At 68.8% G+C, this 26,248-nt stretch carries 21 protein-coding genes and 6 pseudogenes; 14 read left to right on the top strand and 13 right to left on the bottom strand.

Translation table 11 applies throughout. The annotated features are described in order from the left end of the window. Nucleotides 1-549 precede the first annotated feature (549 nt). On the top strand, nt 550-696 hold the full coding sequence (locus ACFYW1_RS04600; protein ID WP_388986858.1) for a hypothetical protein: 147 nt from the start codon (nt 550-552) through the stop codon (nt 694-696). A gap of 547 nt (nt 697-1,243) precedes the next feature. Here the strand turns inward: ACFYW1_RS04600 and ACFYW1_RS04595 are convergent. Both ACFYW1_RS04595 and ACFYW1_RS04590 read right to left on the bottom strand, forming a co-directional pair. Further along, a pseudogene (locus tag ACFYW1_RS04595) lies at nt 1,244-1,980 on the bottom strand (alpha/beta fold hydrolase); the annotation flags it as partial. Nucleotides 1,981-1,993: 13 nt separating this feature from the next. Next, a pseudogene (locus ACFYW1_RS04590) lies at nt 1,994-3,698 on the bottom strand (ISAzo13 family transposase). Nucleotides 3,699-3,822: 124 nt separating this feature from the next. Here ACFYW1_RS04590 and ACFYW1_RS04585 point away from each other — a divergent pair. Then, nucleotides 3,823-4,608, top strand: coding sequence for a transposase family protein (locus tag ACFYW1_RS04585; RefSeq protein WP_388987016.1), 786 nt, complete (start codon nt 3,823-3,825; stop codon nt 4,606-4,608). Between the two features lie 241 nt (nt 4,609-4,849). Next, nucleotides 4,850-5,750, top strand: a pseudogene (locus tag ACFYW1_RS04580) (IS5 family transposase). Nucleotides 5,751-5,771: 21 nt separating this feature from the next. On the opposite strand, the gene ACFYW1_RS04575 reads toward ACFYW1_RS04580, so the two are convergent. After that, a complete protein-coding gene (locus ACFYW1_RS04575) occupies nt 5,772-5,900 on the bottom strand; it encodes a hypothetical protein (protein WP_388986855.1) in 129 nt (42 codons plus the stop codon). Between the two features lie 71 nt (nt 5,901-5,971). Here ACFYW1_RS04575 and ACFYW1_RS04570 point away from each other — a divergent pair. Next, nucleotides 5,972-6,144: pseudogene (locus ACFYW1_RS04570) on the top strand (imidazolonepropionase); the annotation flags it as partial. Nucleotides 6,145-6,330: 186 nt separating this feature from the next. Further along, nucleotides 6,331-7,683: an erythromycin esterase family protein gene (locus ACFYW1_RS04565; protein WP_388986852.1), complete on the top strand. Its 1,353-nt coding sequence runs from the start codon at nt 6,331-6,333 to the stop codon at nt 7,681-7,683. On the opposite strand, the gene ACFYW1_RS04560 is transcribed toward ACFYW1_RS04565, so the two are convergent. From ACFYW1_RS04560 to ACFYW1_RS04550, 3 genes are all read right to left on the bottom strand, one after another. Beyond that, the gene (locus ACFYW1_RS04560; RefSeq protein WP_388986849.1) at nt 7,637-9,031 is read right to left on the bottom strand and encodes an IS701 family transposase; all 1,395 of its coding nucleotides are present in this window, start codon (nt 9,029-9,031) and stop codon (nt 7,637-7,639) included. The genes ACFYW1_RS04565 and ACFYW1_RS04560 overlap by 47 nt on opposite strands. 206 nt (nt 9,032-9,237) lie before the next feature. After that, the gene (locus ACFYW1_RS04555) at nt 9,238-9,951 is read right to left on the bottom strand and encodes a hypothetical protein (RefSeq protein ID WP_388986846.1); all 714 of its coding nucleotides are present in this window, start codon (nt 9,949-9,951) and stop codon (nt 9,238-9,240) included. A 355-nt stretch (nt 9,952-10,306) separates the two neighbouring features. Next, nucleotides 10,307-10,945: a LysE family translocator gene (locus ACFYW1_RS04550; protein ID WP_388987013.1), complete on the bottom strand. Its 639-nt coding sequence runs from the start codon at nt 10,943-10,945 to the stop codon at nt 10,307-10,309. Between the two features lie 99 nt (nt 10,946-11,044). Between ACFYW1_RS04550 and ACFYW1_RS04545 the strand changes: the two genes are divergently transcribed. Then, nucleotides 11,045-11,335, top strand: a complete 291-nt coding sequence (locus tag ACFYW1_RS04545; RefSeq protein WP_388986843.1) for a helix-turn-helix domain-containing protein — start codon at nt 11,045-11,047, stop codon at nt 11,333-11,335. A gap of 110 nt (nt 11,336-11,445) precedes the next feature. Here the strand turns inward: ACFYW1_RS04545 and ACFYW1_RS04540 are convergent, their stop codons facing one another. Next, on the bottom strand, nt 11,446-12,315 hold the full coding sequence (locus tag ACFYW1_RS04540; RefSeq protein WP_388986840.1) for an IclR family transcriptional regulator: 870 nt from the start codon (nt 12,313-12,315) through the stop codon (nt 11,446-11,448). A gap of 132 nt (nt 12,316-12,447) precedes the next feature. On the opposite strand from ACFYW1_RS04540, the gene ACFYW1_RS04535 reads away from it, so the two are divergent. The 3 genes from ACFYW1_RS04535 to ACFYW1_RS04525 are packed head-to-tail and all read left to right on the top strand — an operon-like array spanning nt 12,448 to nt 16,374. Next, nucleotides 12,448-13,578: a homoserine dehydrogenase gene (locus ACFYW1_RS04535; protein ID WP_388986837.1), complete on the top strand. Its 1,131-nt coding sequence runs from the start codon at nt 12,448-12,450 to the stop codon at nt 13,576-13,578. After that, complete coding sequence (locus ACFYW1_RS04530) at nt 13,571-14,998, top strand: aldehyde dehydrogenase family protein (RefSeq protein WP_388986835.1); 1,428 nt, start codon at nt 13,571-13,573, stop codon at nt 14,996-14,998. The genes ACFYW1_RS04535 and ACFYW1_RS04530 overlap by 8 nt, the downstream gene beginning before the upstream one ends. Then, nucleotides 14,995-16,374 (top strand): aspartate ammonia-lyase, encoded by a 1,380-nt coding sequence (locus ACFYW1_RS04525; RefSeq protein WP_388986832.1) that lies wholly within the window; start codon nt 14,995-14,997, stop codon nt 16,372-16,374. The genes ACFYW1_RS04530 and ACFYW1_RS04525 overlap by 4 nt, the downstream gene beginning before the upstream one ends. Before the next feature lie 113 nt (nt 16,375-16,487). On the opposite strand, the gene ACFYW1_RS04520 is transcribed toward ACFYW1_RS04525, so the two are convergent. The 5 genes from ACFYW1_RS04520 to ACFYW1_RS04500 all read right to left on the bottom strand — a co-directional run bounded on the left by ACFYW1_RS04520 (nt 16,488) and on the right by ACFYW1_RS04500 (nt 20,676). After that, the gene (locus tag ACFYW1_RS04520) at nt 16,488-16,928 is read right to left on the bottom strand and encodes an Lrp/AsnC family transcriptional regulator (RefSeq protein ID WP_388986829.1); all 441 of its coding nucleotides are present in this window, start codon (nt 16,926-16,928) and stop codon (nt 16,488-16,490) included. Between the two features lie 82 nt (nt 16,929-17,010). Then, nucleotides 17,011-17,784 carry a cyclase family protein gene (locus ACFYW1_RS04515; protein ID WP_388986826.1) on the bottom strand — a complete coding sequence of 258 codons (774 nt, stop codon included), beginning with the start codon at nt 17,782-17,784 and terminating at the stop codon, nt 17,011-17,013. Nucleotides 17,785-17,896: 112 nt separating this feature from the next. Further along, a complete protein-coding gene (locus ACFYW1_RS04510; protein ID WP_388986823.1) occupies nt 17,897-18,556 on the bottom strand; it encodes an HAD hydrolase-like protein in 660 nt (219 codons plus the stop codon). After that, a complete protein-coding gene (locus tag ACFYW1_RS04505; protein ID WP_388986820.1) occupies nt 18,553-19,935 on the bottom strand; it encodes an amino acid permease in 1,383 nt (460 codons plus the stop codon). Before ACFYW1_RS04505 ends, ACFYW1_RS04510 begins: the two co-directional genes overlap by 4 nt. 267 nt (nt 19,936-20,202) lie before the next feature. Continuing rightward, entirely contained in the window at nt 20,203-20,676 is a 474-nt protein-coding gene (locus ACFYW1_RS04500) for a hypothetical protein (RefSeq protein WP_388986817.1), read from the bottom strand. Between the two features lie 147 nt (nt 20,677-20,823). Here ACFYW1_RS04500 and ACFYW1_RS04495 point away from each other — a divergent pair, with 147 nt between their 5' ends. Further along, on the top strand, nt 20,824-21,588 hold the full coding sequence (locus ACFYW1_RS04495; protein ID WP_388986814.1) for an IclR family transcriptional regulator: 765 nt from the start codon (nt 20,824-20,826) through the stop codon (nt 21,586-21,588). A 31-nt stretch (nt 21,589-21,619) separates the two neighbouring features. Here ACFYW1_RS04495 and ACFYW1_RS04490 read toward each other — a convergent pair whose 3' ends face one another. Further along, nucleotides 21,620-22,549 (bottom strand): LysR family transcriptional regulator, encoded by a 930-nt coding sequence (locus ACFYW1_RS04490; RefSeq protein WP_388986811.1) that lies wholly within the window; start codon nt 22,547-22,549, stop codon nt 21,620-21,622. Between the two features lie 90 nt (nt 22,550-22,639). On the opposite strand from ACFYW1_RS04490, the gene ACFYW1_RS04485 reads away from it, so the two are divergent. From ACFYW1_RS04485 to ACFYW1_RS04470, 4 genes and pseudogenes are all read left to right on the top strand, one after another. After that, complete coding sequence (locus ACFYW1_RS04485; protein WP_388986808.1) at nt 22,640-23,191, top strand: DapH/DapD/GlmU-related protein; 552 nt, start codon at nt 22,640-22,642, stop codon at nt 23,189-23,191. 53 nt (nt 23,192-23,244) lie between these two features. Continuing rightward, nucleotides 23,245-23,898, top strand: a pseudogene (locus ACFYW1_RS04480) (IS5 family transposase); the annotation flags it as partial. Between the two features lie 175 nt (nt 23,899-24,073). After that, nucleotides 24,074-24,463, top strand: a pseudogene (locus ACFYW1_RS04475) (transposase); the annotation flags it as partial. A 126-nt stretch (nt 24,464-24,589) separates the two neighbouring features. Then, nucleotides 24,590-26,035, top strand: a complete 1,446-nt coding sequence (locus ACFYW1_RS04470) for an NF041680 family putative transposase (protein WP_388986805.1) — start codon at nt 24,590-24,592, stop codon at nt 26,033-26,035. The last annotated feature ends 213 nt before the right edge of the window (nt 26,036-26,248 follow it).

Raw genomic sequence — 26,248 nt, 5'->3', positions numbered from 1 at the left:
ACCGTCTGCCGACAGTCGTGCCATCGACACCCCGACCCGCAGCGCTGAGGCGGCGTGGGAGGGCACAGTGCCGACGGCGCGGCCCCTCGCCGTGTCGTCGGCGCCCGGGCGGGAACGACTCAACACGGTTGGCGTGTACCTGCACCCGCCGGCTGGGTGACGACGCCGGCCTCGTTGCGCACCAACCCGACCGGGCTGCCGTTCTTCGCAGCCACAAAAACCGGCGGACGGAGGCCAACAACAATGCAGTGTCGATCAGTTGCCACCTCGCCACCGCCCGCACCCACCCGCAGACAGCGGCGCTCCGGTGCGATCGGCCCAGATCGCCTGCACCGATTCGGCCGTGTCGCGGGCGGCGATGCGGGTGGACCAACGCGGGTCGAGCGCCCGATCGGCGGCCAAGTTCTTGTCGGCGGCGAGCTCCTCGGGAGCGACAATGGCGTACCAGTCCGGCCCATCGGTCCACTCGGCGCGGCCCTCCTGTCTTACGGCTTTGTCGGACCAGCGCGTGGGTCTCCCGGCCCCTAGGGGTTAGGGGAGGGTCCTCCGATGCTGGTCCTCCTGCAGACCGTGTGGCTCGCGCTGAACTGGACGCACGGGCAGCGCAAGGCCACCGAGGCCGGATTCCGGACGCGCGGCCCTGGAACGGGCACCACGAAGAAGACCGCGGGCGCGAGGAAACGCAGCGCGTCCTGAGCGGGGGAAAAACGGGCGGTTACCGGGGATCATGCTCGCGACACCGGGCAGCCTGCCGTCCGCAAACGCGCTGCAAAGCCGCTTGGACCAGTGCCCACTTGGCATGCGCTGGTGGGCAGCTGAGGTGCAGAACGCGGGAGGGGAAGGATCCGATCGGGATCCGGGCCACTCTCGTGCCTGCTCGTCCGCCCATTCCTGAAGTGCTGGGCGGGTGCCATTGCACTCTGTGCACCGCGTCGCGGTGCCGTCCGAGGCACCGGCGCGCGGCCCCGCCGACGCGTGAGGGACTGGCCGACCGCCGATCCCCGAGGCACTCCCGCCCGCCCAGACCTCGCCCTCTCCATTTCGACAGGTCCGGCGGCGGGGGTGCGCAGAAGGGATGACTGTGCTCGTCGTCGGTCCCGTGCCCGGCGGACGGCGCCCCGATTCAGGGGTGACCCAGGCCGGGGCCGTGGTCTTGGTCCGGGCTCGGGTCCGGAACCCGCCGAGAACCGGCAGGGCGGCGAGGGAGACCCCTCACCCGACCTGCCGGTGGCCTGCGGCGGAGTCAGCTCTTGAGGAAGTCCAGGAGGTCCTGGTTGAACTTCTCCTTGTCGTCCGGCACCAGGGCGATACCGTCGGAGCCGCCCTGGTAGACCTTGAGGATGGCGTTCGGGATGATCTTCGCGGACTTGCGGCCGGTCGCGTCGATCGGGACGACCTGGGCATCGTCACCGTGCACGATCAGCATCGGCACGCCGAACTTCTTCAGGTCCTCGTGGAAGTCCGTGGACGCGAAGGCGTCGACGCAGTCGACCCCGCCCTCGATGGTCTGGGCCATGACCATGTAGCAGAAGGCGTCCTTGTGTCCTGGGTGACCTTGTTGCCGTCCCGGTTGGCGCTGAAGAAGCCGACGGCGGTGTCCTTCCAGAACTACGAGCGCTGCGTCAGGATGCCCTTCTTGATGTCGTCGAAGACGCTCTGCGGCACGCCCTCGGGGTTGTCCGGCGTTTGCAGCATCAGCGGCGGCACTGCGGAAAGCTGGACGGCGGACTTGACGCGGTCGGTTCCGTGGCGGCCGATGTACCGGGCCAGTTCGCCACCCCCCATCGAGTGGGCGACCAGGATCACGTCGCGCAGGTCGAGCTGGGTGATCAGGTCATGCAGGTCGTCCGCGAACGTGTCGAAGTCGTACCTGTTCTACACCGGCGTTGACCAGCCGTGACCACGCCGGTCATGCGCGATCCCCCGGAAGCCTGCGTCCGCCACGGCCTTGAGCTGGTCCTGCCAGGCGTCACCGTTTAGGGAGCGCAGAGAATCAACATGCGGATTTGATCTTGTGCTGGGCGGCTTCCGGGGTGAGGGAAGCTGTCAGGTCCGCAGGCGCGCGGACCCTTGCGGTGGACGGCGGGATCGCGTGGCCGAGCTCGACCAGGAGAGGCTGCACCTCCTGCACGGCTCTGGGCATGGTGCTGCGGGTGACGCCGAAGAGTGCGGCAAGGAGGTCGTGGGTGCCGATCCTCCGCTGGTGGAGGACGGCGGCGAGGATCCGGTCGGGTGCGGTGAGCGTGTCCTTGGCGCCGGCGCCCCGGGCCCGGAGCCGATTGCCGCCGCGCTGCTGGTGTCGGCGCTTCTCGCGTCTGTCATCGAGGGCAGGGATCAGCGTGCGGATCAGCTGGTCCAGCTGTGCGGCCGTCATGCCTGTCAGTTCCGGGTCGCGGAGCGAGACGGGGCCGGGACGGGCTGAGGCCCGGGCGGGGGCGGTATCTGCCGGTGTGGTGGGGTCGGCTGCCCGGGGCGTCGGCCGCGCGTGTGCAGTGTTGAGGGGGTAGTTCCAGTCGCCGTGGAAGCGGTGGCGGAGCATCGGCAGGGCGTCGATCTCGGCGTCGGTGACCTTGATTCCGGTGTCGTAGGCACCCGTGTCCAGATGGGCCTCGACCCGTAACCCGGTTCGGGTGGTGGTCGCGGCGATGCTGTTCACGATGACGTGGTGGCTGGTCAACGGCCTGCCACGCCAGTTCATGCTGATGTGGGAGAAGAGCCGGTGCTCGATCTTGTTCCACTTCGACGTGCCCGGCGGCATGTGGCAGACCGTGATCTCCAGTCCTGTCTCGGCAGCGAGCGCCGCGAGTTCGGTCTTCCAGGCGCGGGTGCGGTGCCCGTTTGGAGCCGCCTGCGTCGGCGGTGATCAGAAGCCGGTTGGCGGCCGGGTGGTCGTACTGGCCGCGGGCCTGCCACCAGCGGCGGATGGAGGCGACCGCGAACGCCGCGGTGTCGTGATCCGTGCCGGCATTCACCCGGCCGGTGTTCGCGGCGATGTCGTAGATCCCGTACGGGATCGCCTTGCCCGGTCCCTGCCGGTCGAGGAAATCGTGCGTCCTGACCTTCACCGGCTCACCGGTCGGCCGCCACTCTCGCCCAGCGTTCCGGTACTCGCCGACCAGCTCCTTCTTCTTGGTGTCCACGCTGATCACCGGCTGTCCGGTGTCCATATGGGCCTGGGCCTGCTCGCTGATGTAGTGGAACTGGGCGTCGCGGTCCGGGTGCTGGGCGCCCTCAATGGTCTTGGCGTTGGCCTGCAGGCTGAAACCTTCCTCTCGCAGCAGGTCACCCACCGTGTCAGCGCCGATCTTGTGCCCCTTCCGGGTGAGTTCCCCCGCCAGTTTCCTGGTCGGCTTCGTCGTCCAGCGCAGCGGTGACATCGGATCCCCGCGCGAGTCCGGCTCAACCAGGGCGCACAGGGCCAACCGGAGTCCCGGGTCCATATCGGCTGCTTTCTTGCGTCCGCCCCCGGGCCGGCGGATTCGTCCCAACGGTTCCGTCCCGGATTCCAGCTCGTCCACGCCCTTGCGGATCGTGGTCTCGCTGACCCGGGCCGCCTGCGCGACGGCCCGGATCCCGCCATGGCCCAGCAACCGGGCCTCGGTTGCCATCAGCAGGTGCCTCTGCCGCTCGTCGAGGTGCGGGAACAACGCCTCGAACCGCAGGGCGAGTTGACCACGGATCGACTCGGAGATGCTCATGCCACATCAACGAGCCGCAGAGCGGAAAGCAACACGTTGATTCTCTGCGCTCCCTAACGAGCTGGTGCGTGATAGCGGGTGATGTGTTCTTGCTGGTGGGTGGCATGATCTGGATGTGGCAATCATGCTCGGTCGGACGGTTCTCGCGCATCAGGTGTTCACAGGGGTCTCCCGGGGGCATCTCGCCTCCCTGGTTGAGGTGTTGGCGGGACCGTGGCAGGCCGTGGTCGAGGGGCGTCGTCACGAAGCTCGCGGCGGGGTCAGGAAGCGCGAGGCAGGAGCCGGTGCCCCGCATCGGCTGGTGTTCATCAACCGGCTCGTGGCCACGCTGATTCACCTGCGGCACGATCTGCCGCATGCGGCGTTGGGGCTGTTGTTCGGCGTTGACCGCTCCACCATCACCCGTGCGATCGCCGAGATACGAGGGCTGCCGGCCCCGGCCGACCGCGGCGGGCGCCATGCGTTCGTCCCGGGCAAGAAGAAACAGAACACCATGAAGGCCACCGTCATCGCCGACCAGCAGGGCCGCACGCTCTGGACCGATGCCTTGCGACCAGGGCGGATGCACGACACGACCGCCGCACGCAACGAAGGCATCAGTACCTGTTTCCAGCACTTTCGCGACGTGGAGGTCCTTCTGGACGACGGCTGTCCCGGGCTCCGTCGCGATCGTCCCGGCCAGGCCGTGACCCCGCCCGGGAAGGGAAACAGGATCAGCCCGCCCGAGGTCCTCGAAGCCCGCCTGCGAGCCCGACACCGGCACTCCTCAAAGCGCATCACCGTCGAACACGCCCTCGCCGATCACAAACGCCGGAAGCAACTGGTCCGCTGGGCCCACCGCCGGGAGAACCTGCCCGCCACCTACCCGGCCGTCGCCGGCCTCGTCTCCGACCGCAACACCACCGGCTGACGCAAACCCGCAGCACAGGCCCCCACGTATCCAATGCAATCACGCACCAGCTCACAAGAGGTCGTTTTCGTCTCGACTGCCCGCTATCGGAGGATCCTCGGAGCGTGGGGGTGTGGTGCAGGTGAGGTTGTGGAGGGGGCGATGTCTGCGGGGCGGGTGGGGCGGAAGGTTACGTGCTCCTGTGTCATCCCGGGATGGCCGGTCTCCGCGGTCGTGTGCTTCCGTCGCCATTGCTGTGCGCCTGGGCGCACTCGGTCCGGCGCGGTACGCCGGAAGCACGCCGAAACGGCGTCCGTATCCGAGTGATCTGTCCGATGCCCGCCGGGAGTTGATCGAGCCGGTCCTGACCGCGTGGCGTCTCGAGCACCGCGGCAGGACCCTGGCTCTCGGCCGGCCGCACGAGCGCGAGCTGCGCGACATCATGGACGCGATCTTGTACGTGGACCGCACCGGGGTCCAGTGGCGGTACCTTCCGCACGACTTCCCGCACTGGAGCACCGTCTGCGGCTACTTCTCCAAATGGGCCGACGAGGGCGTGTTCGCCCAGCTCAGCGGCCTGCTCCGGCAGCCTCTGCGGGAGAAGGAGGGCCGGGATGCCGAGCCAGCGGCCTGCGTGATCGACGCCCGGAGCGTCAAGACCTCCACCAGCGTTCCCGCCACCGGCCAGGGCATCGACGCCGGCAAGAAGAGCGTCGGCAGGAAGCGAAGCATCGCCACCTACACGCTCGGCCTCCTCCTCGCGGTACTGGTGACCGCGGCCGGCGTGCAGGACTCCGTGGCCGGCACCGCACTGCTCGACCAGGCCGCTGCCGACCATCCGGGCATCCGCAAGGTGTGGGCCGACGGCGGATACCGCCGACACCGAGCATGCCGCCACCCTCGGCACCGACACGGAGATCACCGCCCGCAAGCCCGGGAGCAGGGGCTTCACCCCGGTCCCGAAGCGGTGGGCGGTCGAGCGGACCTACGGCCGGCCCATGCTCCACCGCCGCCCGGCGCGTGACCACAAAACCTTGCCCACCCGCTCCGAAGCCGTGATCCACATTGCCATGACCGACCTCATGGCCCGCCGCCTCACCAGCGAGAACACCATCTCCTGGCACGACCCGAAGAAAGCCACAGAACATTTCATACCTGGATGAAATAACGGACGAAAACGACCTCTACGATGACCTCTTAACGGGGCCGGTGGGGTCGCAGGTGCCTGGCAGGGGCCCGGCGAGCCTCTCCAGGACCAGGCCGTGGTCGGCGCGGGCGGTGTGTTCGACGGCGTCGCGGCCGAGGCGCTTCATCTCGTACACGGTGAAGATGACCCGGCAGTACGGAGCGTGCGCCTTGACCTCCCGTGCAGTGAGTGGCGATGACCGCCTCGGCAGGCGACGCGGCGGCCCTACGCCGCACTGACATCGGCCGCACCACCCCGGAGCCCACGCCGACCTGGCGTTCCTCAACGTCCTGTCCCACGTACACCTGGCCTACCGCTGCGGTGGCTCGCTCATCTCCGAGGTCCGGCAGCGCGGGGAGCACAGGCCCTGAGCTTCCCCAGTTCGGAGCGCGGCCGGGCAACGGCTGCCCTGGTGCAGCTCTCGCCCCTCCCAGCGGGGGGTATCCCCCGAAGAGGTTTGGGAGCTGCCACTACTGCGCGGGACGGGAATCGCGGGCGATGATCCAACTCAGGTTGCAGCAGCAAGTTGCAGTTAAGCACGCTGAGGGGCAGAGAGCATGACCATGTGGCGGAAGCACATCGGCCGACGGGGACTGCTGGTGACGACGGCGCTAGTGATGGGGGCGGTCCTCGTCCCCACCACGGATCAGGCCGCCCTGGCCCACACGGCCGACGGAAAGCAGAACCCGGTCCGTGCACTGGAGCAGGCGGCCCACCCGCTGCGATCGACCGAACCCGGTCGGAACACGACTGACCTTCGGGCCCTCGGTGCGATGATCGGCGACGCGAAGGTGGTCGGCCTCGGCGAGGCCACTCACGGCTCACACGAGTTCTTCGCCATGAAGGAGCGGGTCTTCCGCCACCTCGTCGAGGAGAAGGGCTTCACCACCTTCGCCCTGGAGTTGAGCTGGTCCGCGGGTCTTCAGATTGACGAATACCTCCAGACCGGCAAGGGCGACGCCCGCGAGATCGCCAAGGAAACGCTCACCAACTCGCCCTGGGAACGAGAGGAGTTCGTCAGCCTCATCGAGTGGATGCGGGACTACAACCGCCACCACCCCGCCCGCACCGTCCACTTCATGGGCGATGACATCGGCGCTCCCGCACTGAGCGACGAGTTCTTCGACCGGGTGACCGGCTACGTGCAGAAGAACCACCCGGAGGCGCTGCCGCGGCTCAACGAGTTCTACACCGGCCTGCGCCCGATCGACGACGTCTTCGCCTACCTGGGCAAGCCGCTCGCGGAACGGCAGCAGCTCGCCGTCAAGGCACAGCGGGCCCTGGAGCTGATCAGCGATCTGAAGGGCTCCGGCGGCGACGCGTTCGACTGGGCCGAGCAGAACGCCCGGTCCGTCGCCCAGACCACCAAGTTCCTCACCCTCGACCCCAAGGACCCGGAGTCGAACGCCGCTGCCCAGCGCTTCCGTGACGAGGTGATGGCCCAGAACGTCTCCTGGTGGCAGCGGCGCACCGGCCAGAAGGTGCTGCTGTCCGCCCACAACGACCACGTCGCCTACGTCGCCAGCAATCCCGAGACGTACTCCAAGACGCAGGGGTCGTTCCTGCGCGACACCATGGGCAAGAACTACCTTCCCATCGGCTTCACCTTCAACCAGGGCTCCTTCCTGTCGAAGGACGCCGCGCTGGGCGGCGAGTGGAAGAAGTTCATCGTCCCCGCCGCCGAGGCCGGCTCGAACGAGGCCACCCTCGACAAGGTCCGCTACCGGAATTTCTACCTCGACGCCCGCAACACCCCGGCCCCCGTACGCGCCTGGCTGAACACCGCCCGGCCCACGCTCAACGTCGGCACGCAGTTCCCCGAGGAACCGCGCGACACCGCGATCGCCAAGTCCTTCGATGTCCTCATCCACCTCCACGAGGTCCGGGAGGCCGACAAGCTGAAGCCGTGACGGCTGAGCCCCTACGAGCTGCCCGAAGCCTCCCCCTCGTGTGGGGCGACCGCCACACCATCCGCTCGCCGTGCCGCTGACCGGTGGAAACAGAGTTGAGCCCGGTTCCTGATCCGTGTGTAGGGATCCAGCCGGTCCGGGTTCGGGTGGCCGGTGAACTACTGGGCGAAGCGGATCGTGCACAACGCCCAGGCGGAACCCTGAACGCACCAACCGGACCTGGGACTGTAAAACGTTCGGTGTAACTCCCGACCATGGAAGATGCATCGATGACCAGCGACCACACGAACGAGGTCGAACCCGCCGAGCCGTCTGAGACGGCGTCAGCGAAGTCTTTGGACAACCGGTTGATTGACGAACTGGTGGGTCGGGCCTCGATGCACCACCTGGTCCCGGCCACCCTGACCAGCTCGGACAGCGGCATCCGTTTTGGGGACCAACACAGGTAGAAGGCGAGTTCGCCGCTGCTCGGGTTGCGAGGGGTCAGCAGGTGCCGGTGGCTGTCGGCGCCGATCTCGATCCAGGCCCAGTCGTAGTAGCGCGGCCCCTTCGCTCCGGCTCCTGCGCTCTGCCGGTGCCAGGCCGAGGCGGGCAGGCGGTCGGCGACGGCATCCGCTCGGGCAGCGGTTCGCCCCTGGTTGATCCGCACCCGGGTGCTGCAGGCGACGGCCAGGACGTAACCGGTCCGGAGGGACTCCAGTAGCACGCGCAGACCGGGGTCTTGCCCGTATGCCTCATCGCCGGTCACCCAGGATGCGCCGATGCCAGCGTCCAGCGCGGCCGCGATCATCTGCCCGGCCAGCGTGGGCTTGGTCGCGAACTTCACCTGGTCGGGTACCCCGGCACGGGTGAGGCGCTCGGCGTCCCGGGACCACGACGTGTCGGGCAGGTAGAGCCGGCGGTCGATCAACGCCCGCCCTCTGCTGGAGGCGTAGGCAAGGAAGACACCGACCTGGCTGTTCTCGATTCGCCCCGCGGTGCCGGTGTACTGCCGCTGAACGCCCGCCGCGGTGGCGCCCTTCTTGAGGAAGCCTGTCTCGTCGACGATCAGCACGCCGTTGTCGGCGCCGAGATGCTCATGGACGTAGGCGCGCACGTCGTCACGGAAGGCGTCGGCGTCCCAGCGGGCGGTTCGCAGCAGCCGCTGCATCGGCCCGGGGCGGGCACGGCGGGCCTGCTCGGCCAGCCGCCAGCAATTCTTCCGCTCGACGCCGGACAGCAACCCGAGCCCGAACGCACGGGCCGTGGCGCGCGGCTCGACCCGCTTGAACCGGCCCGCGACTCGGGCCATGGCTTGGTCGAACATCGCCCGCCAACGCACGGCAACTATGCCGTGGCTCACGGCCACCGCACGATTCTCAAGGGTCCACACAACCCCCGATGATCACGCGGTGACCGTTTCGGTGCCCACTCCGGTCCACAGGTGGTGCCGGGCCTGCCTGCGCCCGCCGGGGTACAAGCGGAGCCGCCTGCCGGTGTCCGAGAGTGAGACGGTGGAGAACCGGCCCACCCTCGTCTCCCCGAGAATCAGGGAGTCGACGGAGCCGGACCCGGTCACAGACCCGCCAGGGGCCCCTCCAGGCCGAGCCCGGCCGAATCGGCGGCCGGCCGCACGCTGTACTCCACCGTGAACTTCACCCCGTCATCACCATCGCACGACCAGACAGCTCCGTACGCCTGGCGGTATGAATGGATCTCAGGGCTTGAGCCAGTGCAGATCTTGTCATCCTCGTTGGTGTCGTAGTCCATGAGCCAGGCATCGATAACGAAGCCCCACTCCCCCTGCTCCCCGGTGAAGTTCTGGGTCAGCTCGAACTGCCCGGCGCCTTGGTTGTACGGCAGGTCGTCGGCCTGCTTCCCTTCGTTGAGCGGACGGTTCTCCTCACAGACATCGACCGCCTTGTCGGAATCCGCCAGGAAGTACTGCCGCTTGTTCACCGCCGCCCCCTGCGCGTCGGGGACGTGGACGTCCAACCCCCCGTACACCTCGGCACATGTCTGCCCAGGCTCGATGGTGCCCTGGATATCCGTGATGCAGGCGTTCTTGATGACGAAGGTGTATTCACCGGGTTCATACGACCCCGGAGCGGCGCCGGACGGAGATGTGCTGACGGCTGCCAGCAGGGCGGCCCCATACCGGCGAGGGCGAGGCGGCGGGCTGACGGGCGACTTGGGCGAATGAGGCGCATGGCGGTACTTCCTGTTCAAGGCGTAAACGGAGGACGGGACGGCGAGCGGCGCCGATCCTCCGTACGGCTGTGTGGCCATGATCCATTCTTCGGGTTTCCCCAGCAGGCAGGTGATCCATAGAAGGCTTATTCCCTCGAACAGGTCGCCTCTTGTTGACGCCGTAGATGAAACCAGGTGAGAGATCCAGCCCTGTTGGCATCGGAAGTGCCCCTCTCGCTGATGTGCTGGGTGCGAGCGACGGGCGCAGCAGGTCGGGCGGCCCGGAGACGAAGTGGAGCAGCTCGCAGCGACCCGGGGCGGGCGTTCTGTCGGGCTGGACGTCCACGTAGCAGGTGACGGCGGGCCGCCAGCGACGATCGCTACCCCCGCGACCGGATGCATCACGAAGTGGCACTGGAGTACTAGCTCCAGCCCTGCGACCGGCCGAAACGGATCAGTCCTTGCGCCCTGTCGCAGCGACGGTGACTCCCAGGCCGATCATGGCAAGCCCGCCGATCCCGCCCACCAAAGAAAGCCGCTGCGGCGAGCGCGCGAACCAGTCCCGGGCAGTGGCCGCGATCATCCCCCACGCCATGTCGGACGCCACAGCGATGATGTTGAAGACCAGGCCCAACAGCAGCATCTGCACCGCGACATCCCCCTGACTGCGGTCAACGAACTGCGGCAACACAGCGGCGAAGAACACGATCGTCTTTGGATTGGTCACCCCGACGGCGAACCCCTCCCAAAACGTCCGCAGACCTCCCTGCGCGACTCCCATCCCAGTGGCCGTCGGCTGCAACGACCCGCGCTCGCGCCATGCCTTGACGCCGAGGAACACCAAGTAGGCGGCACCCACCAGCTTGAGCACCGTGAAGACAAGAACCGAGCGTTCCACCACCGCCCCGACCCCGAATGCCACAGCCACGATCAGGATGTAGGCGCCGACCGTGTTCCCCACAACCGTGGCCAGCGCGGCACGGCGCCCCTGCGCCAACGCTCGCCCGATCACGAACAGCACACTGGGACCGGGAATTACGATCAGCAAGAATGACATGGCCGCGAAGGCGAGTATACGGTCGATAGACACCATGAAAATCATGCAAGCACGGGGAGGCGCCGCCCATCCAACCCATTTCCCATCCCAAGCCGAGCAGCGGAGGCTGGAACGCGGTACGCGCCGGCTGACCTGGTGGCGAGAGCGCGGATCATCGCTCTGAGCCGGGACGGTCTGCGGGTAGCAGGGATCGCGACGGAGTTGGGCTGTCATGCAAAGACGGCGCGGTGGTGGCTGCGCCGTTTCAACATGCTGAGTGTGGAGGGGACGGAAGACCGGCCGGTAGCCGACAGTCCGCGCCGGATCACCAAGGCGGAACTGTCGAGGATCATCGGACTGGCCAAGCAGGCGCCGCAGGGGCACCTGACCAGGCGTGAGGAAGGTGAACTGGCCGCGGAGGACGAAGCGGGGGCACCGGGGCACTGACGAACTGCAACCGACGTGGTTCCGGCCGATCGCGGGCGGGGCACGGCGGCGAGAACGAGAGCCGGTCAGGAGCGGGCGGACTTTGACAGGCCGCTGCTACGCGGGCCTGGTCAGGAAAGGTTCCCCAACTCGGCCGCCGCTGCCGTCAGATCGGTGCGGACCAGTTCCTCGTGCGGGGCGAGGTCGTTCTGCCGCCCCAGGACGGCGACGGCGGCGAAAACCCGGCCCCGGGCGTCGCGCACGGGCGCGGCGTACTCGGTGATGCCGTGCTCGAACTCCCCGTGCGCGGTGACCAGACCTCCGGGCGCGTCGCGTGCGTTGGCCCGGGCGACCTCGGCGGCCGAGTGGGCGGCGTTGGGGCCGCCGACTCCGATGAGTTCGTAACCCGCCAGCAGCACGGCGATCTCCTCCTCGGTGTGGTCCCACAACAGTGCGCGGCCCGCGCCCGTACACCAGCAGGGGGTCACCAGCGTCGCCCTGGTCAGCCACTGGTCGGCCATGGCGGGCGAGGGCTCGGCACGCAGCAGACGTACGAGGACACCGTCCCGGACGGACAGCCGTGCGCTCGCTCCGTGCCGGATCGCGAGGCGGCGCAGAATTGCCCGGCTGCTGTGCAACAGACCGGGGTTGAGGGAGGCCGCCAGGGCGAAGAACTCGTGGGCGGCGCGCAGAGTGGAGTCCTCGCGGCGTTCGAGGAAGCCCTTGTCGCACAGCTCCTGTGTCATCCGTGAGGCCTTGCTGCGCTCCAGGCCCATCTCGTCGGCGAGCCTGCTGACATTGAACCCGGTGCGCCCGGACCGCTCGCGGTCGACCACGGCGTCGACGAGGCGCAGTCCGGTGCGCAGCGACGAGGCCGTGGAGTTCCCGGAGTCGCTCCTGCCCGGCCGGCTGCTCCCGGACGGCCCGGATCCTCCGGGACCGGGCCGGTCACCGCCCTGCTGGGACCGCTCGGATCGCTTGTCGGGGCCGAATGCTGTCACGTCGGCACTATAGCGATCCGCTCGTCGCAGGAGCAGATCGGCATGAGTCTCGGCCGCATCGGCACGGTCCGGATGACAGCCCCGGGCGCAACGCTGTTCAGCACGCACAGGGTCCACGTGAAGGAGAACCAGATGACCCGATACGATCTCGCCCTCATCGGATTCGGCGGTGTCAACCGCGCGCTCGCCGAATTGATCACCGAGCGGGGCGACGCGCTTGCCGCCGAACTGGGTTTCGGTCTGCGCGTGGTGGCCATCACCGATCTGCGTGCCGGTTCGCTGGTGCGCACCGACGGCATCGAACTGGCTCCGCTGCTCGCGGCCACGCCCAGCGAACTGGACTTCTCCCGCATGGCGGGCGGCAGCTCTGATCCCCGCAACGAGTGGGTGATCCGGGAGGTCCCGGCCGACATCGTCGCCGAGGCGACCTTCACCAATCCCGAGGACGGCCAGCCCGCGCTGTCGCACATGCGATGGGCGCTGGAGGCCGGGAAGCACGTCTGTACCACCAACAAGGGCCCGGTGGCACTGCACGGGCGCGAGCTGAAGGAACTGGCCAGGCGTCATGACGTCGCCTTCGAGTGCGAGGGATCAGTGCTCAGCGGCACGCCCGTGCTGCGCACGGCGCGGCGGATGTTCGGGGGGCTGCGGGTGTCGTCCGTCGAGGGCGTCATGAACGGCACGTCCAACTACATCCTCGGCCGACTGGAGAGCGGCCTGGACTTCGCCGACGCGGTGGCCGAGGCTCAAGCGTTGGGATACGCGGAGGCCGACCCCACCGCCGACGTGGAGGGGCATGACGTCCAGCTGAAGGTCATGATCCTGGCCGGTGAGGTGCTGGGCGCGGAACTGAAGCGCGCCGACGTGCCCTGCGAAGGCATCTCCGGCATCACCGCCGAGAACATAGAGGCAGCCGCGGCCGAAGGACTGCGCTGGAAACTGGTTGGATCGGCGACCCGGCGCCCCGACGGCGGGGTGGACGCGCGCGTCGCCCCCGTGGCGCTGCCGGACAGCCACCCGCTGGCCGGGGTCTCAGGACCGGTGAACGCGGTGGCCTTCCACACCGACCTGCTGGGAACCGTCACGGTCTCCGGGCCGGGCGCGGGGCGCACGGAGACCGCGTACGCGCTGCTGTCGGACATCATCAGCATCCATGAGAGCCACAACGACCGTGGCACCCGAACCCGGGGAGCCGCCGGCGTGGCATGCGTCGGCGCGCCGGTGGACGGTGCACGTGAGCTGGAGGAGACGAACCGTGTCTGAGACCGTGATCAACACCGCGCTGCACCTCGGCGACGACATGGCGCCTGTGCGCAACCCCTACACCGGCGAGACGATCGGTTCGGTCTGTGTCGTCGCTGCGGACGCCCTGGAAGCCGTAATGCTGCGGGCCCGTGACGGCCGCACCACTGCGCGGGCCATGTCGCGGGCCGCCCGGGCCGAGGTCCTCGACGGCGCGGCCCGGCTGGTGGAGGAACGCGCCGAGTCCTTCGCCCGGCTGATCGTGAGTGAGGCGGGGAAGACCCTCGTCCAGGCCCGCAAGGAGACCGCCCGCGCGGTCAATACCCTGCGTCTGTCGGCCGCCGAGGCCCGGCGCAACGCCGGTGAGGTGGTGCCCTTCGACGCGTACGAGGGCTCCGAGGACCGCCAGGGGTGGTTCACCCGGGAGCCGCTGGGGATCATCGCCGCCATCACCCCGTACAACGACCCGCTGAACCTGGTCGCCCACAAGCTGGGGCCCGCCGTCGCGGGCGGCAACGCGGTGGTACTCAAACCGTCCGCGCTGACCCCGCTGTCGGCGCTGCGCCTGGTGGACACCCTGGTCGAGGCCGGTCTGCCCGAGGAGGTCGTGACCGTCGTCAACGGCGGGCCCGAGCTGGGTGCGGCCCTCGTCGCTTCGCGCGACGTGCGGATGGTGTCCTTCACCGGAGGTTTCCGCACCGGTGAGGCGATCGCCCGCTCGGCGGGACTGAAGAAACTCGCGATGGATCTCGGCGGCAACGCGCCCGTGATCGTCATGGAGGACGCGGACCTGGACGCCGCCGTGGAGGGCTGTGTGTCCGGTGCCTTCTGGGCGGCCGGCCAGAACTGTATCGGCGTCCAGCGGGTCCTTGTCGCCCGCCAGGTGTACGCGGCCTTCCGTGACGCCTTCGTCGCGCGAACACTGCGGCTGAGGGCGGGCGACCCGACGGACGAGCGTACGGACGTAGGGCCGATGATCACAGCCGGCTCGGCGGCCGCTGCCAAGGCCCTTGTCGACGAGGCGCTCGAGCAGGGGGCGACTCTGCTGTGCGGCAATCGGATCGAGGGCAGTGTCTATGCCCCGACGGTCCTGGAGGAGGTCCCGGGCACGGCTGCGGTGTGGCAGGACGAGGCGTTCGCACCGGTCGTCGTCCTCCAGCCCTTCGACTCGTTCGAGGAGGCCGTCGAGCGGGCCAACGAGATCGAGTTCAGCCTGCACGCCGGTATCTTCACCACCCGGCTGGACCGTGCCCTGGGGGCTGCCCGGCGGCTGGACGCCGGAGGCGTCATGGTCAACGACTCCTCCGACTACCGCTTCGACGCGATGCCGTTCGGCGGCTTCAAGTACGGCAGCATGGGCCGTGAAGGGGTGCGGTTCGCCTACGAGGAGATGACCCAGCCCAAGGTCGTCTGCTTCAACGGGACGGGCGACGGCCGGTGAGCGGCTTCCGCATCGAGTCCGACTCTCTGGGCGAGGTGGAGATCCCCCGGGCGGCGTACTGGGGCGTGCACACCGCCCGCGCTCTGGAGAACTTCCGGATCAGCGGTGTCTCCGCGGCCTCCCACCCGCACCTGGTGCGGGCCATGGCCGCCGTGAAACACGCGGCGGCCATGGCCAATGAGGAGGTCGGTGCTCTGGAGCCGCGCAAGGCACGGGCCATCGCCGAGGCGTGCACCGAAATCGAACGGGGTCGATACCACGAGGAGTTCGTCGTGGACGTCGTCCAGGGCGGTGCCGGCACCAGCACCAACATGAACGCCAACGAGGTCATCGCCAACCTCGCCCTGGAACGCCTGGGTTGTGCCCGTGGACGGTACGACGTCCTCCACCCGCTCGACGATGTCAACCGATGCCAGTCGACCAACGATGTCTACCCGACGGCCCTGAAGATCGCCGTGAGTGCGGCTCTCGCCGACCTCTCCGTTGAACTCGGCCTCCTGTCCGAGGCGTTCACGGCCAAGGGCGGGGAGTTCCGGCATGTCGTGAAGGTGGGCCGCACCCAGTTGCAGGACGCGGTCCCGATGACACTCGGCCAGGAGTTCGCCGCGTTCGGCGTCACCCTGGCCGAGGACACGGCTCGCATCTCCGAAACGCTTCCGCTGCTCGCCGAGACCAACCTCGGCGCCACCGCGGTCGGCACCGGCGTCACCGCGGCACCGGGTTATGCCCAGGCCGCTGTCCGGCATCTGCGGGCACTGACCGGGCTGGATCTGAAGGCGGCGTCCGACCTCGTCGAAGCAACCTCCGACACCGGTGTGTTCCTCCAGGTGTCCGGGGTCCTCAAGCGCACGGCAGTGAAGCTGTCGAAGATCTGCAGCGATCTGCGGTTGCTGTCCAGCGGCCCGCAGTCGGGCCTCGGGGAGATCAACCTGCCGCCGCGCCAGGCCGGCTCCTCGATCATGCCGGGCAAGGTCAACCCGGTGATCCCGGAACTGGTCAACCAGATCGCCTTCGCCACGGCCGGGGCCGACGTGGCGATCACCATGGCCGCCGACAACGGGCAGTTGCAGCTCAACGCCTTCGAGCCGCTCATCGGTCACCTGCTGCTCCAGCACATTGCGTGGCTGACTCGCGGCTGCGCCACCCTGCGTACCCTGTGCGTGGTCGGGATCACGGCCAACGAGGAGCGACTGGCGCGGCAGGCCGCGGGGTCCGTCGGGGTGGTGACGGCGCTGACACCTCGCATCGGGTACGCGGCAGCGGCCGAGGCCGCCCGGCAGGCACTGGCCACCGGTGCCGACGTGCTGGACGTCGTCGTCGACAGCGGACTGCTCGACCGTGACAGCGCCGAGCAATTGCTCCGGGCGGGCGTCTGACGGGACGCCCGCAGCCCTTGAGGCAAGGTACGCGGCCGGCCTCGCGGGGCAGCCCGCGTACCGCTGCTGCCCGCCGGTCCGCCGGGGGGCAGCAGCTCCCTCGCCCCTGCGATTCAGGACCGGCCGCGGTCGACGACGCGGGACAGTGCGAGAGTGGTGACCGTGTCACGTACACCGGGCATCTGGGCCATGTGCTCCCAGATGCCCCTTACGCGTTCCAAGGACCGGGCCTCCAGACTGACCAGCAGGTCGAACTCGCCGCTGAGCACATCGCAGGTGACAACTTCGGGGATGCGCCTGATCGCGGCGAGGACGTCCCCGCCGCGCATCCGGTCCTTCCGGTATACGAGCACATGGGCGCGGACCAGATCCGCGGCCGCCGTGCCGGACGGGCGGACCAGGGTGTAGCCGCCGATGTGCCCCTGCCGCTCGAGACGTTCCACCCGTTGGCGCACGGCGTTCCTGGACAACTGCACACGCTGGCCGAGTTCGGCGTGGGTGATGCGGGCGTTGCTGGTCAGTTCAGCGATGATCTTCTCATCGACGGCGTCCATGGTCTCCTGGTCCTGGTCGTGAAAGAACCCCGGCGGCCTGCTGGCCGCCGGGGCGGGGGCATCGGTTACTGCTCCGGCTGTCTCATCGGACGGTGCACTCCGTCCCGTGGAGGGCGAACACCCGGGCCGGGAAGCCGGAACCGCCCTGCGGCTTCGGCCAGGTCGCGACGATCAGGGCGCCCGCCTCGGGGACCCGGTCGAGGTTGGCCATCAGTTCGATCTGCCACCGGTCGCGCTCCAGGACATACCGCTCCAGGCTGAAGTCGCCTGCCGAGGTGGCCAGACCGGGGTCGGTGTCGGTCTGCTCGTGACCGATGGCGGTGACGCCCACCTCCTCGAAAAGATGGCGCAGTACCGGGCCCGACCAGCCCGGCGCGTGGCTGAGACCCGCCTCGTCCCGGTTGGCCATGGCGGACGGGTCCGGCCAGCGGCGGCTCCAGCCCGTGCGCAGGGCCACGAAGGACCCGGCCGGTATGCGGCCGTTGCGGTCTTCCCAGGCGGTCACGTCGTCCAGCGTGGGCACGGAGTCGGGATCGGCCTCGACACGGTCGGAGATGTCGAGGACGACCAGCGGCAGGAGCATCTCCTCGACGGGGATGTTGTCCAGCGTGCGTGCGCCGTCCACGAAGTGCACGGGCGGGTCGACGTGGGTCCCCCACTGGCCGACGAGCGTGTAGAGGTGCACATTGAAGCCGTCGCCGCGCTTCATGTCGAAGGGCATCTCGCGGCGCTCGTCCGGGAACGCCGGAAAGTGCGGCTGGCCCGGATGGAAGGCGTGGGTGAGGTCCGTGTGGACGGACGTCTCGGTCAGCTCGCGCAGGGCGGCCCACAGGCGGGGCTCGGGGAAGCGGTCCATGTGCTGTTCGACCTTGTCTCTGTGTCGTGGGCGGGGGTGCCGACCCGTGCGACGCGCACGGCCGGCCGGTAGGACAGGGGTGTTTCGGGGCTGCGGGCCGACGCTCGGCCCGTCAGGCCGGATCGTTCGTCAGCAGGTCGGCCAGTTCTGAGGGCCCGGCGACGGACGCGACGGCGCCTGCGGCCTCTTCGGGGCCGCCGTAGCCCCACCGCACATGGACGGCGGGGATCCCCTCGGCCGCCGCGCTCTGCACGTCGTACGCCCGGTCGCCGACCATGAGCGGCCTGGAGACATCGACCCCCCGTGCCCGCAGCCGGGCGAGGCAGACCCGGATGACCTGGCGCTTGGTGGTCCGTCCCGCCGACTCGTCGATGCCGCAGACCGCAGCCAGACGGGCGTCCAGACGGTGGTGCCGGGTCATGCGTTCGGCCTGGTCCTGAACCTTGGACGTCGCGACGCCCATCGTCATCCCCAGCCCGGCAAGGGCGTCGAGCATCTCCGGAACGCCCGTGAACAGGGAGCTGTCGAGGGCACCGTGCTCCGCGTAGTCGGCCCGGTAGGTGTGCAGGGCCCGCCGCGCCGTCTCCTCGTCGAGGCCGACGACGTACCTGAAGGACTCGTACATCGGCGGTCCGACGAAGGAGCGCAGGGTGGGCTCGTCCAGCACCCCTGCACCCACGCTGCGCAGCGCGGCCGCGGCACTGGCGGTGACGCCCGGCGCCGAGTCGACCAGGGTGCCGTCGAGGTCCAGCAGGAGACAGGTCGGATTCATGAACATCCCGTCTCCGTCCTTGTCGCCTCGGCCGACTGCCCGGCCCCGTGGCGCAGGTGGTAATAGAGGAAGCAGGCTCCGACGAATGGGATGCCGAAGTACAGGGCTGTGACCTGTGCCGGGTCGAAGGCGATGCCGACAAGCGATGCCAGGCAGAGAGTGAAGGCGAGTACCGGCACGACGGGGTAGAACGGGGTCCGGTAGGCCAGGGTCCTGATGTCTCCGCCGGACTTGACGAACTGCCGACGATGGAGGAACTGGGAGGCGACGATGGACATCCAGACGCCGACGGCGGCGAAGCCTGCCACGGAGACGAGTACCAGGTAGACCGTCTCCGCCGCGACCACGCTGCTGAGCAGGGAGGCGAGGCCGCCCAGCATGCTCAGGAGCAGCGCGGTCATGGGGATTCCGCGGGAGTTGAGGCGGCGCAGTGCCGGTGGTGCCTGTCCTTCCTCCGACAGGGAGAACAGCATGCGGGCGCAGGAATACAGTCCGCTGTTCCCGGCCGACAGCAGCGCCGTGATGATCACGAAGTTCATCAGGTCCGCCGCGTACGGGATGCCGACGGTCGAGAAGACGGTGACGAAAGGGCTCTCGTCGAGACCGACCTTCTCGTACGGGATGATCGCGGCGATCACCGTGATGGCACCGACGAAGAAGATCAGCAACCGGACGACGGTCACTCGCAGCGCCTTGGGGACAGCGGTGGCAGGGTCCGCGGTCTCACCTGCGGCGACGCCGATGAGTTCGGACCCGGAGAAGGCGTAGAAGGCTGCGAGGACGGTGACCAGGACGCCCGAGAGGCCGTGGGGGAAGAGGCCGCCGTCGGTAGTGAAGTTCTCGAAGAGGGACGGGAATGCTTGGCCGCTGTCGGCGAGCGGGTGGAAGCCGGCCAGGGCGGCACCGCCCAGGACGATGAGAGCGACCACGGCGACGACCTTGATCAGTGAGAACCAGTACTCGGTCTCGCCGAAGACCCGTGCCGAGAAGGCGTTGACGGCGAAGACGACCGCGGCGAAGACCACGCACCAGACCCACACGCCGATCGAGGGGAACCAGCGCTGCATCAGCAGACCGCAGGCGGTGAACTCGGAGCCGAGGGCGACGGCCCAGGTGAGCCAGTACAGCCATGCCGTGGCGAATCCGGTCGCCGGGCTGATGGAACGGGCAGCGTAGATGTGGAAGGAGCCCGAGACGGGGTAGGTGACGGCGAGTTCACCAAGGCAGGTCATGACCAGGTAAACGACGAACGCGCCGACGAGGTAGGCGAGCACGGCACCGAGAGGGCCGGCCTGGGAGATGGTGAAACCGGAACTGATGAACAGTCCGGAGCCGATGACGCCGCCCATCGCAATCATGACAAGGTGGCGCGCGGTCATGGAGCGGCGCAGTGCCTCGCCGGGCGCGTCGGACGGGGGTCCGGGCGGTGCGGGGGACTGATGAGGGGACGAAGGCGCTGTGTGCGGCTGCGCCGGGGGGCTTCCCGGCGTGAAGGGCAGGGACATAGGAGGTGTCCTTGAGTGGCAGCGGCTGGGGACGGCAACGCATGGCGAGGGGGTGGGGCCACTGATAGGGCCTGCGGCGCGCGGGATGGGTGGCCCCGCGCGCCGCGGCGGGGAGGAGCGCCTGAGGTCGGCGACGTCGAATCAGGCGCGGTGGACGAGGTCGAACGGAGCGGACAGTTCGACGACCGGGACTTCCCATGGATGGGCGTCCAGGATGCGGCCGAGGACGTGCGACACCTCGTCGTCCGGCGTACGAGCGTCGATGTGGACGGTGACAGTGAGCGTGGGCGAGAGGGAACTGTCGCCGACGGAGCCGAAGGCCGGCCGGGCGCCCGGCTCCGTGGTGAAGCCCTCCACGCCGACGCACACCTCGAAGACGTCGCTGTAGACACCGAAGTCGCCCGCGCACGGTGAAGAACGCAGGACCTGCAGCAGCGAGCCGAATGCCGCGTCGTCGCGCAGCGTCTCGGTGTGGCCCGCTCCCAGGGCGGCGAGTGTCTCACCGGTGACCGGCCAGTACACCCGGACCGACCGGACTGAGCGGAGCTTGACGTCCCCGAGGGGGGACCGTTCGGACACACCATTGAGTGCCGATGCCGTCGTGGCGATGGTCATGTGGGTGAGTTCCCTTCTCCGATTGACCGTGATGCTATGCGTGCGTTAACTGCACGACAAGATGCGAATACTGCACAGTTTGGAAAAGTTCTCCGGATGATCACCGAGGCCGTCGCTGAGGGTTCCGCGCCGGGTAGAGTGCCGCGCATGGAATCGAGTGTGGGCCGGGGCTTCGACATGCTGTCCGCGCTCACCGGTCGTACGGTTGCCGGCCCCCGCGGCGTCTCGATCAGCGACCTGGCCCGCGACATGGGACGCGACCGCAGTCAGGTGTCCCGGGCCCTGAACGCCATGGCCGAGGAGGAATTCCTCCTGCGCGACGCCGCGTCACGCACCCTCGCACCGCACTGGCGGCTGTACGCGGACGCACAGGAGCTCACAGCCCACCGGCTGCGCACGGATGGGCAGACGGCGCTGGAAGGGCTGGTCGCCGACACGGGCGAGAGCTGCTACCTCGGCATACTCGTCGGCGACGCCACCGTCACCATTGCGGAACGGGTGCCGCCGGGCAGCAACCAGATCGGCTCCTGGATCGGGCGGCCCTACCCGGCGTACTGCAGCGACTGCGGCCAGGCCCTGCTGTGCGACGCCGAGGACGATGAGGTCGCCTCCGTCCTCGCCCGCACCGATTTCGTACGCCACGGACCCAAAACCCCCACCGGCATCGACGACTTTCTCCACCGCCTCGCGGGGACCCGCGAGCGCGGCTACTCCGTCATCGACGAGGAGGCGGAGCCCGGCCTGTACTCGATCGCCGCACCGGTACGCGACTTCCGCGGTGAGGTGATCGCCGCGATCCAGATCGTGGGACCGCGTGTCCGCCTGGCCCCCCGAACCGATGACCACGCGGCGGCGGCCCTCTCCTGGAGCCGTTGGCTCCAGGACGCACTGCGCGGCCACAACCCCCGCTGACCAGGGCGTGTCCGTTAAATCGGTCGTCCGGTCAGCGGCCTGTCCAGTCCGGCGCCCACACGTCGTCCGGGGTTCGCGGCCCTGAGGTGCGCAGATGGTCGCGTAGCGCGGTCAGCACCGGATGCTGGTCTCCGGTGCGGGACAGCAGTACGTGCGGGTAGACCGGGGTCGGGTCGTGCAACGGGATGCGCCGCAGGTCGTGGATCTGGGGCCACAGGTACCGGTCCCCGTCGGCGACGAGGGTGGCCAGCGAGGCCGAGTCGGCCAGCGCGTCCATCAGGGCCTCGTCACCGAAGTGGGGGCCGAGCGCGTCGATGCTCAGACCGAAGGCCTCGGACAGCGCCCGGTAAAACGCCGCCCACTCCGTGCCGGTCCTGATCCCGGGGATCCAGATGCGGTGGCCGGCCAGGTCCACAGGCCTGACCCAGGGCGCGTCCGCCAACGGGTGGCCGGGTCCGACCAGGACCTCCAGGGGCGTGTCCAGGAGTCGTTCGGCGCTGATCCCGGCCGGAACTTGCCCTCCGGGCAGAGCACGGAAGGACGCGTCGACAATCCCTTCGAGTACCGCCTGGATGGCCTGGGCGGCGTTCTCCCTGCTCAGCGTGACGGCGTCGAGGTTCATCCCGGGGTGGGAGCGGTAGAACCGGTAGACGGCCTGGGCGGGCGCGATGCGCCGGTTGAGGACGTCGACGCGCAAGGGCCGACTGCCGGGACGCACGGCCTGCTCGGCCTGCTCGACGGCGGTCAGGACCTTTTTGGCGTGCGGCAACAAGACCTGCCCGTCCAGGCTCAGCCGGGAGCCGCGGGAGGTCCGCACCAGGAGCGTGACCTCGAGGTGCTTCTCCAGGGTCGCGATCCGCTTCGAGACCGCCTGCTGGCTGATCTCGAGCTCGTCCGCCGCCGCCTGGAACTGGCCGGTCTCGGCGACGGCCACGAACGTCCGCATCGCTTCAACATCCACACTCCCACCCTAATTTCACAACGGTTGGTTGTTGCTGGGTGGTCGCGAAGTTGTTTGATCTTGCGCTCCTCAGGGTGGTGGGATTGACGCATGTCCACTCGCACAGATCAGATCATGTATGTCCAAAAGCCCGAGTTCGCGCGTCATATGGAGCGAGTCGTGGAGGTGACCGATGCGACGTCTCGACTGAACGTGCTGCCGTTCGGCGACGTCAAAGGTCGTGCTGAACTATTTTCTGTTGTGTTCGGTGGTCCGCTCGCGGAGTCGGTGACGATCTACCCGCCGTTCTTCACCGAGTGCGGGCTGAACACGACGTTCGGGGAGAACGTCTTCGTCAACCAGGGATGCACGTTCATGGACAAAGGCGGGATTCGGATCGGCAACGGTGTCATGATCGCCCCGAAGGTCAATCTCATCACCGGGGGGCACCCTCTGCCCCTCGCCGAGCGCCGCGAGTACCTCTCCCTCGCCCCGATCGTCATCGAAGATGATGTCTGGATCGGCGCGGGAGCAACCGTCACGCAGGGAGTGACCATCGGTGCCGGCGCGGTGGTCGCTGCCGGGGCGGTGGTCACTCGTGATGTTCCTGCCCGAACCCTGGTCGCGGGGGTCCCCGCCCGGGCGGTCAAGACGATCGACTGAGCCCGGCCGGGCCACCGGCCCGGGGTGAGCAGCACGTCAGCGCTCTGATCCTGATGCCCCGTCATGCCCGACTGACCGACCGGCAGTGGGGCCGCATTCGTCCGCTGCTGCCGACCAGCAACGGGAGGCGGGGCCCTCCCTGGGCTGATCACCGCCGTGTGGTGGAGGCGATCGTCCACCGGTACCGCACCGGCGTCCCCTGGCGAGACCTCCCGAGCAGGTTCGGGTCGTGGAAGACCGTGTGGGCCCGCCCCCGCCGGTGGGCCGGGGACGGGCCCTGGGACCGAATCCTGGGCGTGCTGCTCGCTGGTGCGGACGCTGCCGGGCAGGTCGACTGGAGGGTCACGGTCGACTCCACGATCAACCGGGCCCACCAGCACGCCACGAACACCCGCCGTCCTGAATCGTGCCGGGCTGCGGCCCATGCCTGCGGTCCCGGTGCCCACTGCGAGCCAGTCGGGCACGTGATCGGACGCTCTCGTGGCGGGTTGACCACGAATCCACCACGCCCTCGATGGCCGCGGCCGCCCCCTGGCTGTGGTTGTGACACCCGGGCAGGCGCACGACGGGCAAGCCCTGCCGTTACTACTGGGCGACCTGCGCATCCCGAGGACTGGGGCAGGCCGCCCGCGCACATCCCCGTCCATGCTGCCCGGGGACAGGGCGCGTACTCCTCCCGGGCGATCCGCAAGACGTTGAAAGGGCGTTGTCACGTTGGTGCGGTGTTGATCGATTGAGGGCGCGTCAGGGTGTGTAGGGGCCTGGCTTACGCTGCGGTGGGCAGGGCGGTGGCGCCGGCCAGCCCGCCAAAGCCTGAGCACCAGCCCGAAACCCGGCCCCACCACGCCCGACGCGCCGTCAGAGGCACACGCAGCCGACAACGTGACAATGCCCGGCAACGTCCTCGACGTCCTGGTGCAGTCCAGGCGGGACACCAAAGCCGCGAAGCGGTTCATGGCCAAGCCGATGAAGAACCAGCACCGGGTACCGAGGGTGCTGGTCACCGGCAGACTTCGCTCCTGCGGCGCCGCTCACCGGAAGCTGATGCCCCCAGTGGAACACCGCGCTCACAAAGGACTGAACAACCGGGCCGAGAAATCCCACCAACCCACGAGACAGCGGGAACGGGCCATGAAGGGCTTCCGCAGCGCCGGCGCCGCCCCACGGTTCCTGTCCGCGTTCGGCAGCATCTCACCCCACTTCCCTCCCCGGCGGCATCTCCGCACCGCCGCCGAACATCGCCTCGAGACGCCCATCCGTTTCACCGTCTGAGCTTGACGTTTAACGTCGCAGGTCACCCGACCTGCTGACCTGCGGTTCTTTCCGGGACAGCGGAGGCGGCCGTTCTCCACGCTTCGAGATGTCGAGTCACGAAGTACAAGAGAACGGCCGCTGTGTATGAGTCTGTCTGCCGATGCGCCCACAGGCCAGGCGTTGGACGTGTTGTCCCGCTTTCGGGTCGAGTTCTACGAATGCCTCTACGCCCGTGCCGATGTGCTCTTCGAGCTTACCGACGCGGTGCTGTGTGCGGACGGGCCGGTGAAGACGCTGGTCGAGTTGTCGCTGGCGGCCGAGCACCGGCGTGGGCACGGAGCCCTGTACGCCACTTTGGATCGGGGCTGGCTGGAGCCGACGCGGTTGCGCCGGACCCTGGCCGGCCTGCCGCTGCCAAGGGCGGCCGACGGGCGGATCGTGCTGGCCGTGGACGTGTCCAACTGGCTCCGCCCCGATGCCCCGACCAGCGACGAGAGGCTGTTCTGCCACGTCTACGGACGCGGTGACCGCAAGACGGACCAGTTCGTGCCAGGCTGGCCGTACTCCTTCGTTGCCGCTCTGGAAGCGGGCCGCACCTCCTGGGTGGCGATGCTGGACGCCGTGCGCCTGGGCCCCGCGGACGACGCGACCGCTGTCACCGCCACCCAACTACGCGATGTTGTCGGGCGGTTGATGCAGGCCGGGCACTGGAATCCGGGCGATCCCGAGATCCTGATCGTGATGGACTCCGGCTACGACGTCACCTACCTCTCCCACGCCCTGGGGGATCTGCCGGTGGTGCTGGTCGGGCGTCTGCGCTCGGACCGCGTCATGCTCCGTGACCCGGGCCCCGCGTGTTCCGGGCCCAAGGGCGGCCGCCCGCGCCGACACGGCGGCGTACTCACCTTCAGCAAGCCCGAGAGCTGGCACCAGCCCGAGGTCACCACAACTACGGACACCACCCGCTACGGCAAGGCCGAGGCGATGACCTGGGACCGGATGCACCCCCGACTCACCCATCGCGGCCCCTGGCTGAAGCACACCAAGGAGGAACTTCCCATCCTCCACGGCACGTTGATCCGGCTGAAGGTCGAGTGCCTGCCTGGCGACCGCGACCCGAAACCGGTCTGGCTGTGGTGTTCGGCGACCGGCGCCACCGGCACGGATGTCGACCGCTGGTGGCATTCGTTCCTCTGCCGCTTCGACCTGGAGCACACGTTCCGGCTGATGAAGCAGACGCTCGGCTGGACCGCCCCGAAGGTCCGCCACGCGGACACCGCCGACCTGTGGACCTGGCTCGTCATCGCCGCCCACACCCAGCTCCGCCTCGCCCGACCTCTCGCCGAAGACCTCCGCCGCCCCTGGGAACGCCGCACCGAACCACGACGCCTCACCCCCGCCCGCGTCCGCCGCGGGTTTCGCAACCTCCGACCGACCACGGCCCGTCCGGCAGCCGCACCGAAACCGTCCCGCCCCGGCCCCGGGCGGCCGCCCGGCTCGAAGAACAAACACCGCGCCAAGCGCCACGACGTCGGCAAGACCGTCAAACGCGCCGAGACCATCAAGGAACACGAAGCCCGCCGAGGATAAACGCCAAGCTGAGACCACATCACCGAGAACACCTGCCGACCAGCCGCGGCCTGAACGGGCACCGGAACCACACCCCGGCACGCCCCGAAGCCCTACCGACCAGCCACCCACCGTCAACGTGACAACGCCCTCCGCTCCCCGTCCGGCCCACAACCAGCGGCGTACCAGAAGAATAGCCGCCTGGCCACAGGCAGAGTACTCCCAGCCAGCCGA

The organism is Streptomyces sp. NPDC002669 (assembly GCF_042889165.1).
GTDB lineage: Bacteria > Actinomycetota > Actinomycetes > Streptomycetales > Streptomycetaceae > Streptomyces.
Note: the sequence above shows the minus strand (reverse complement) of the source record. Positions and strands in the feature narration are given on the sequence as shown.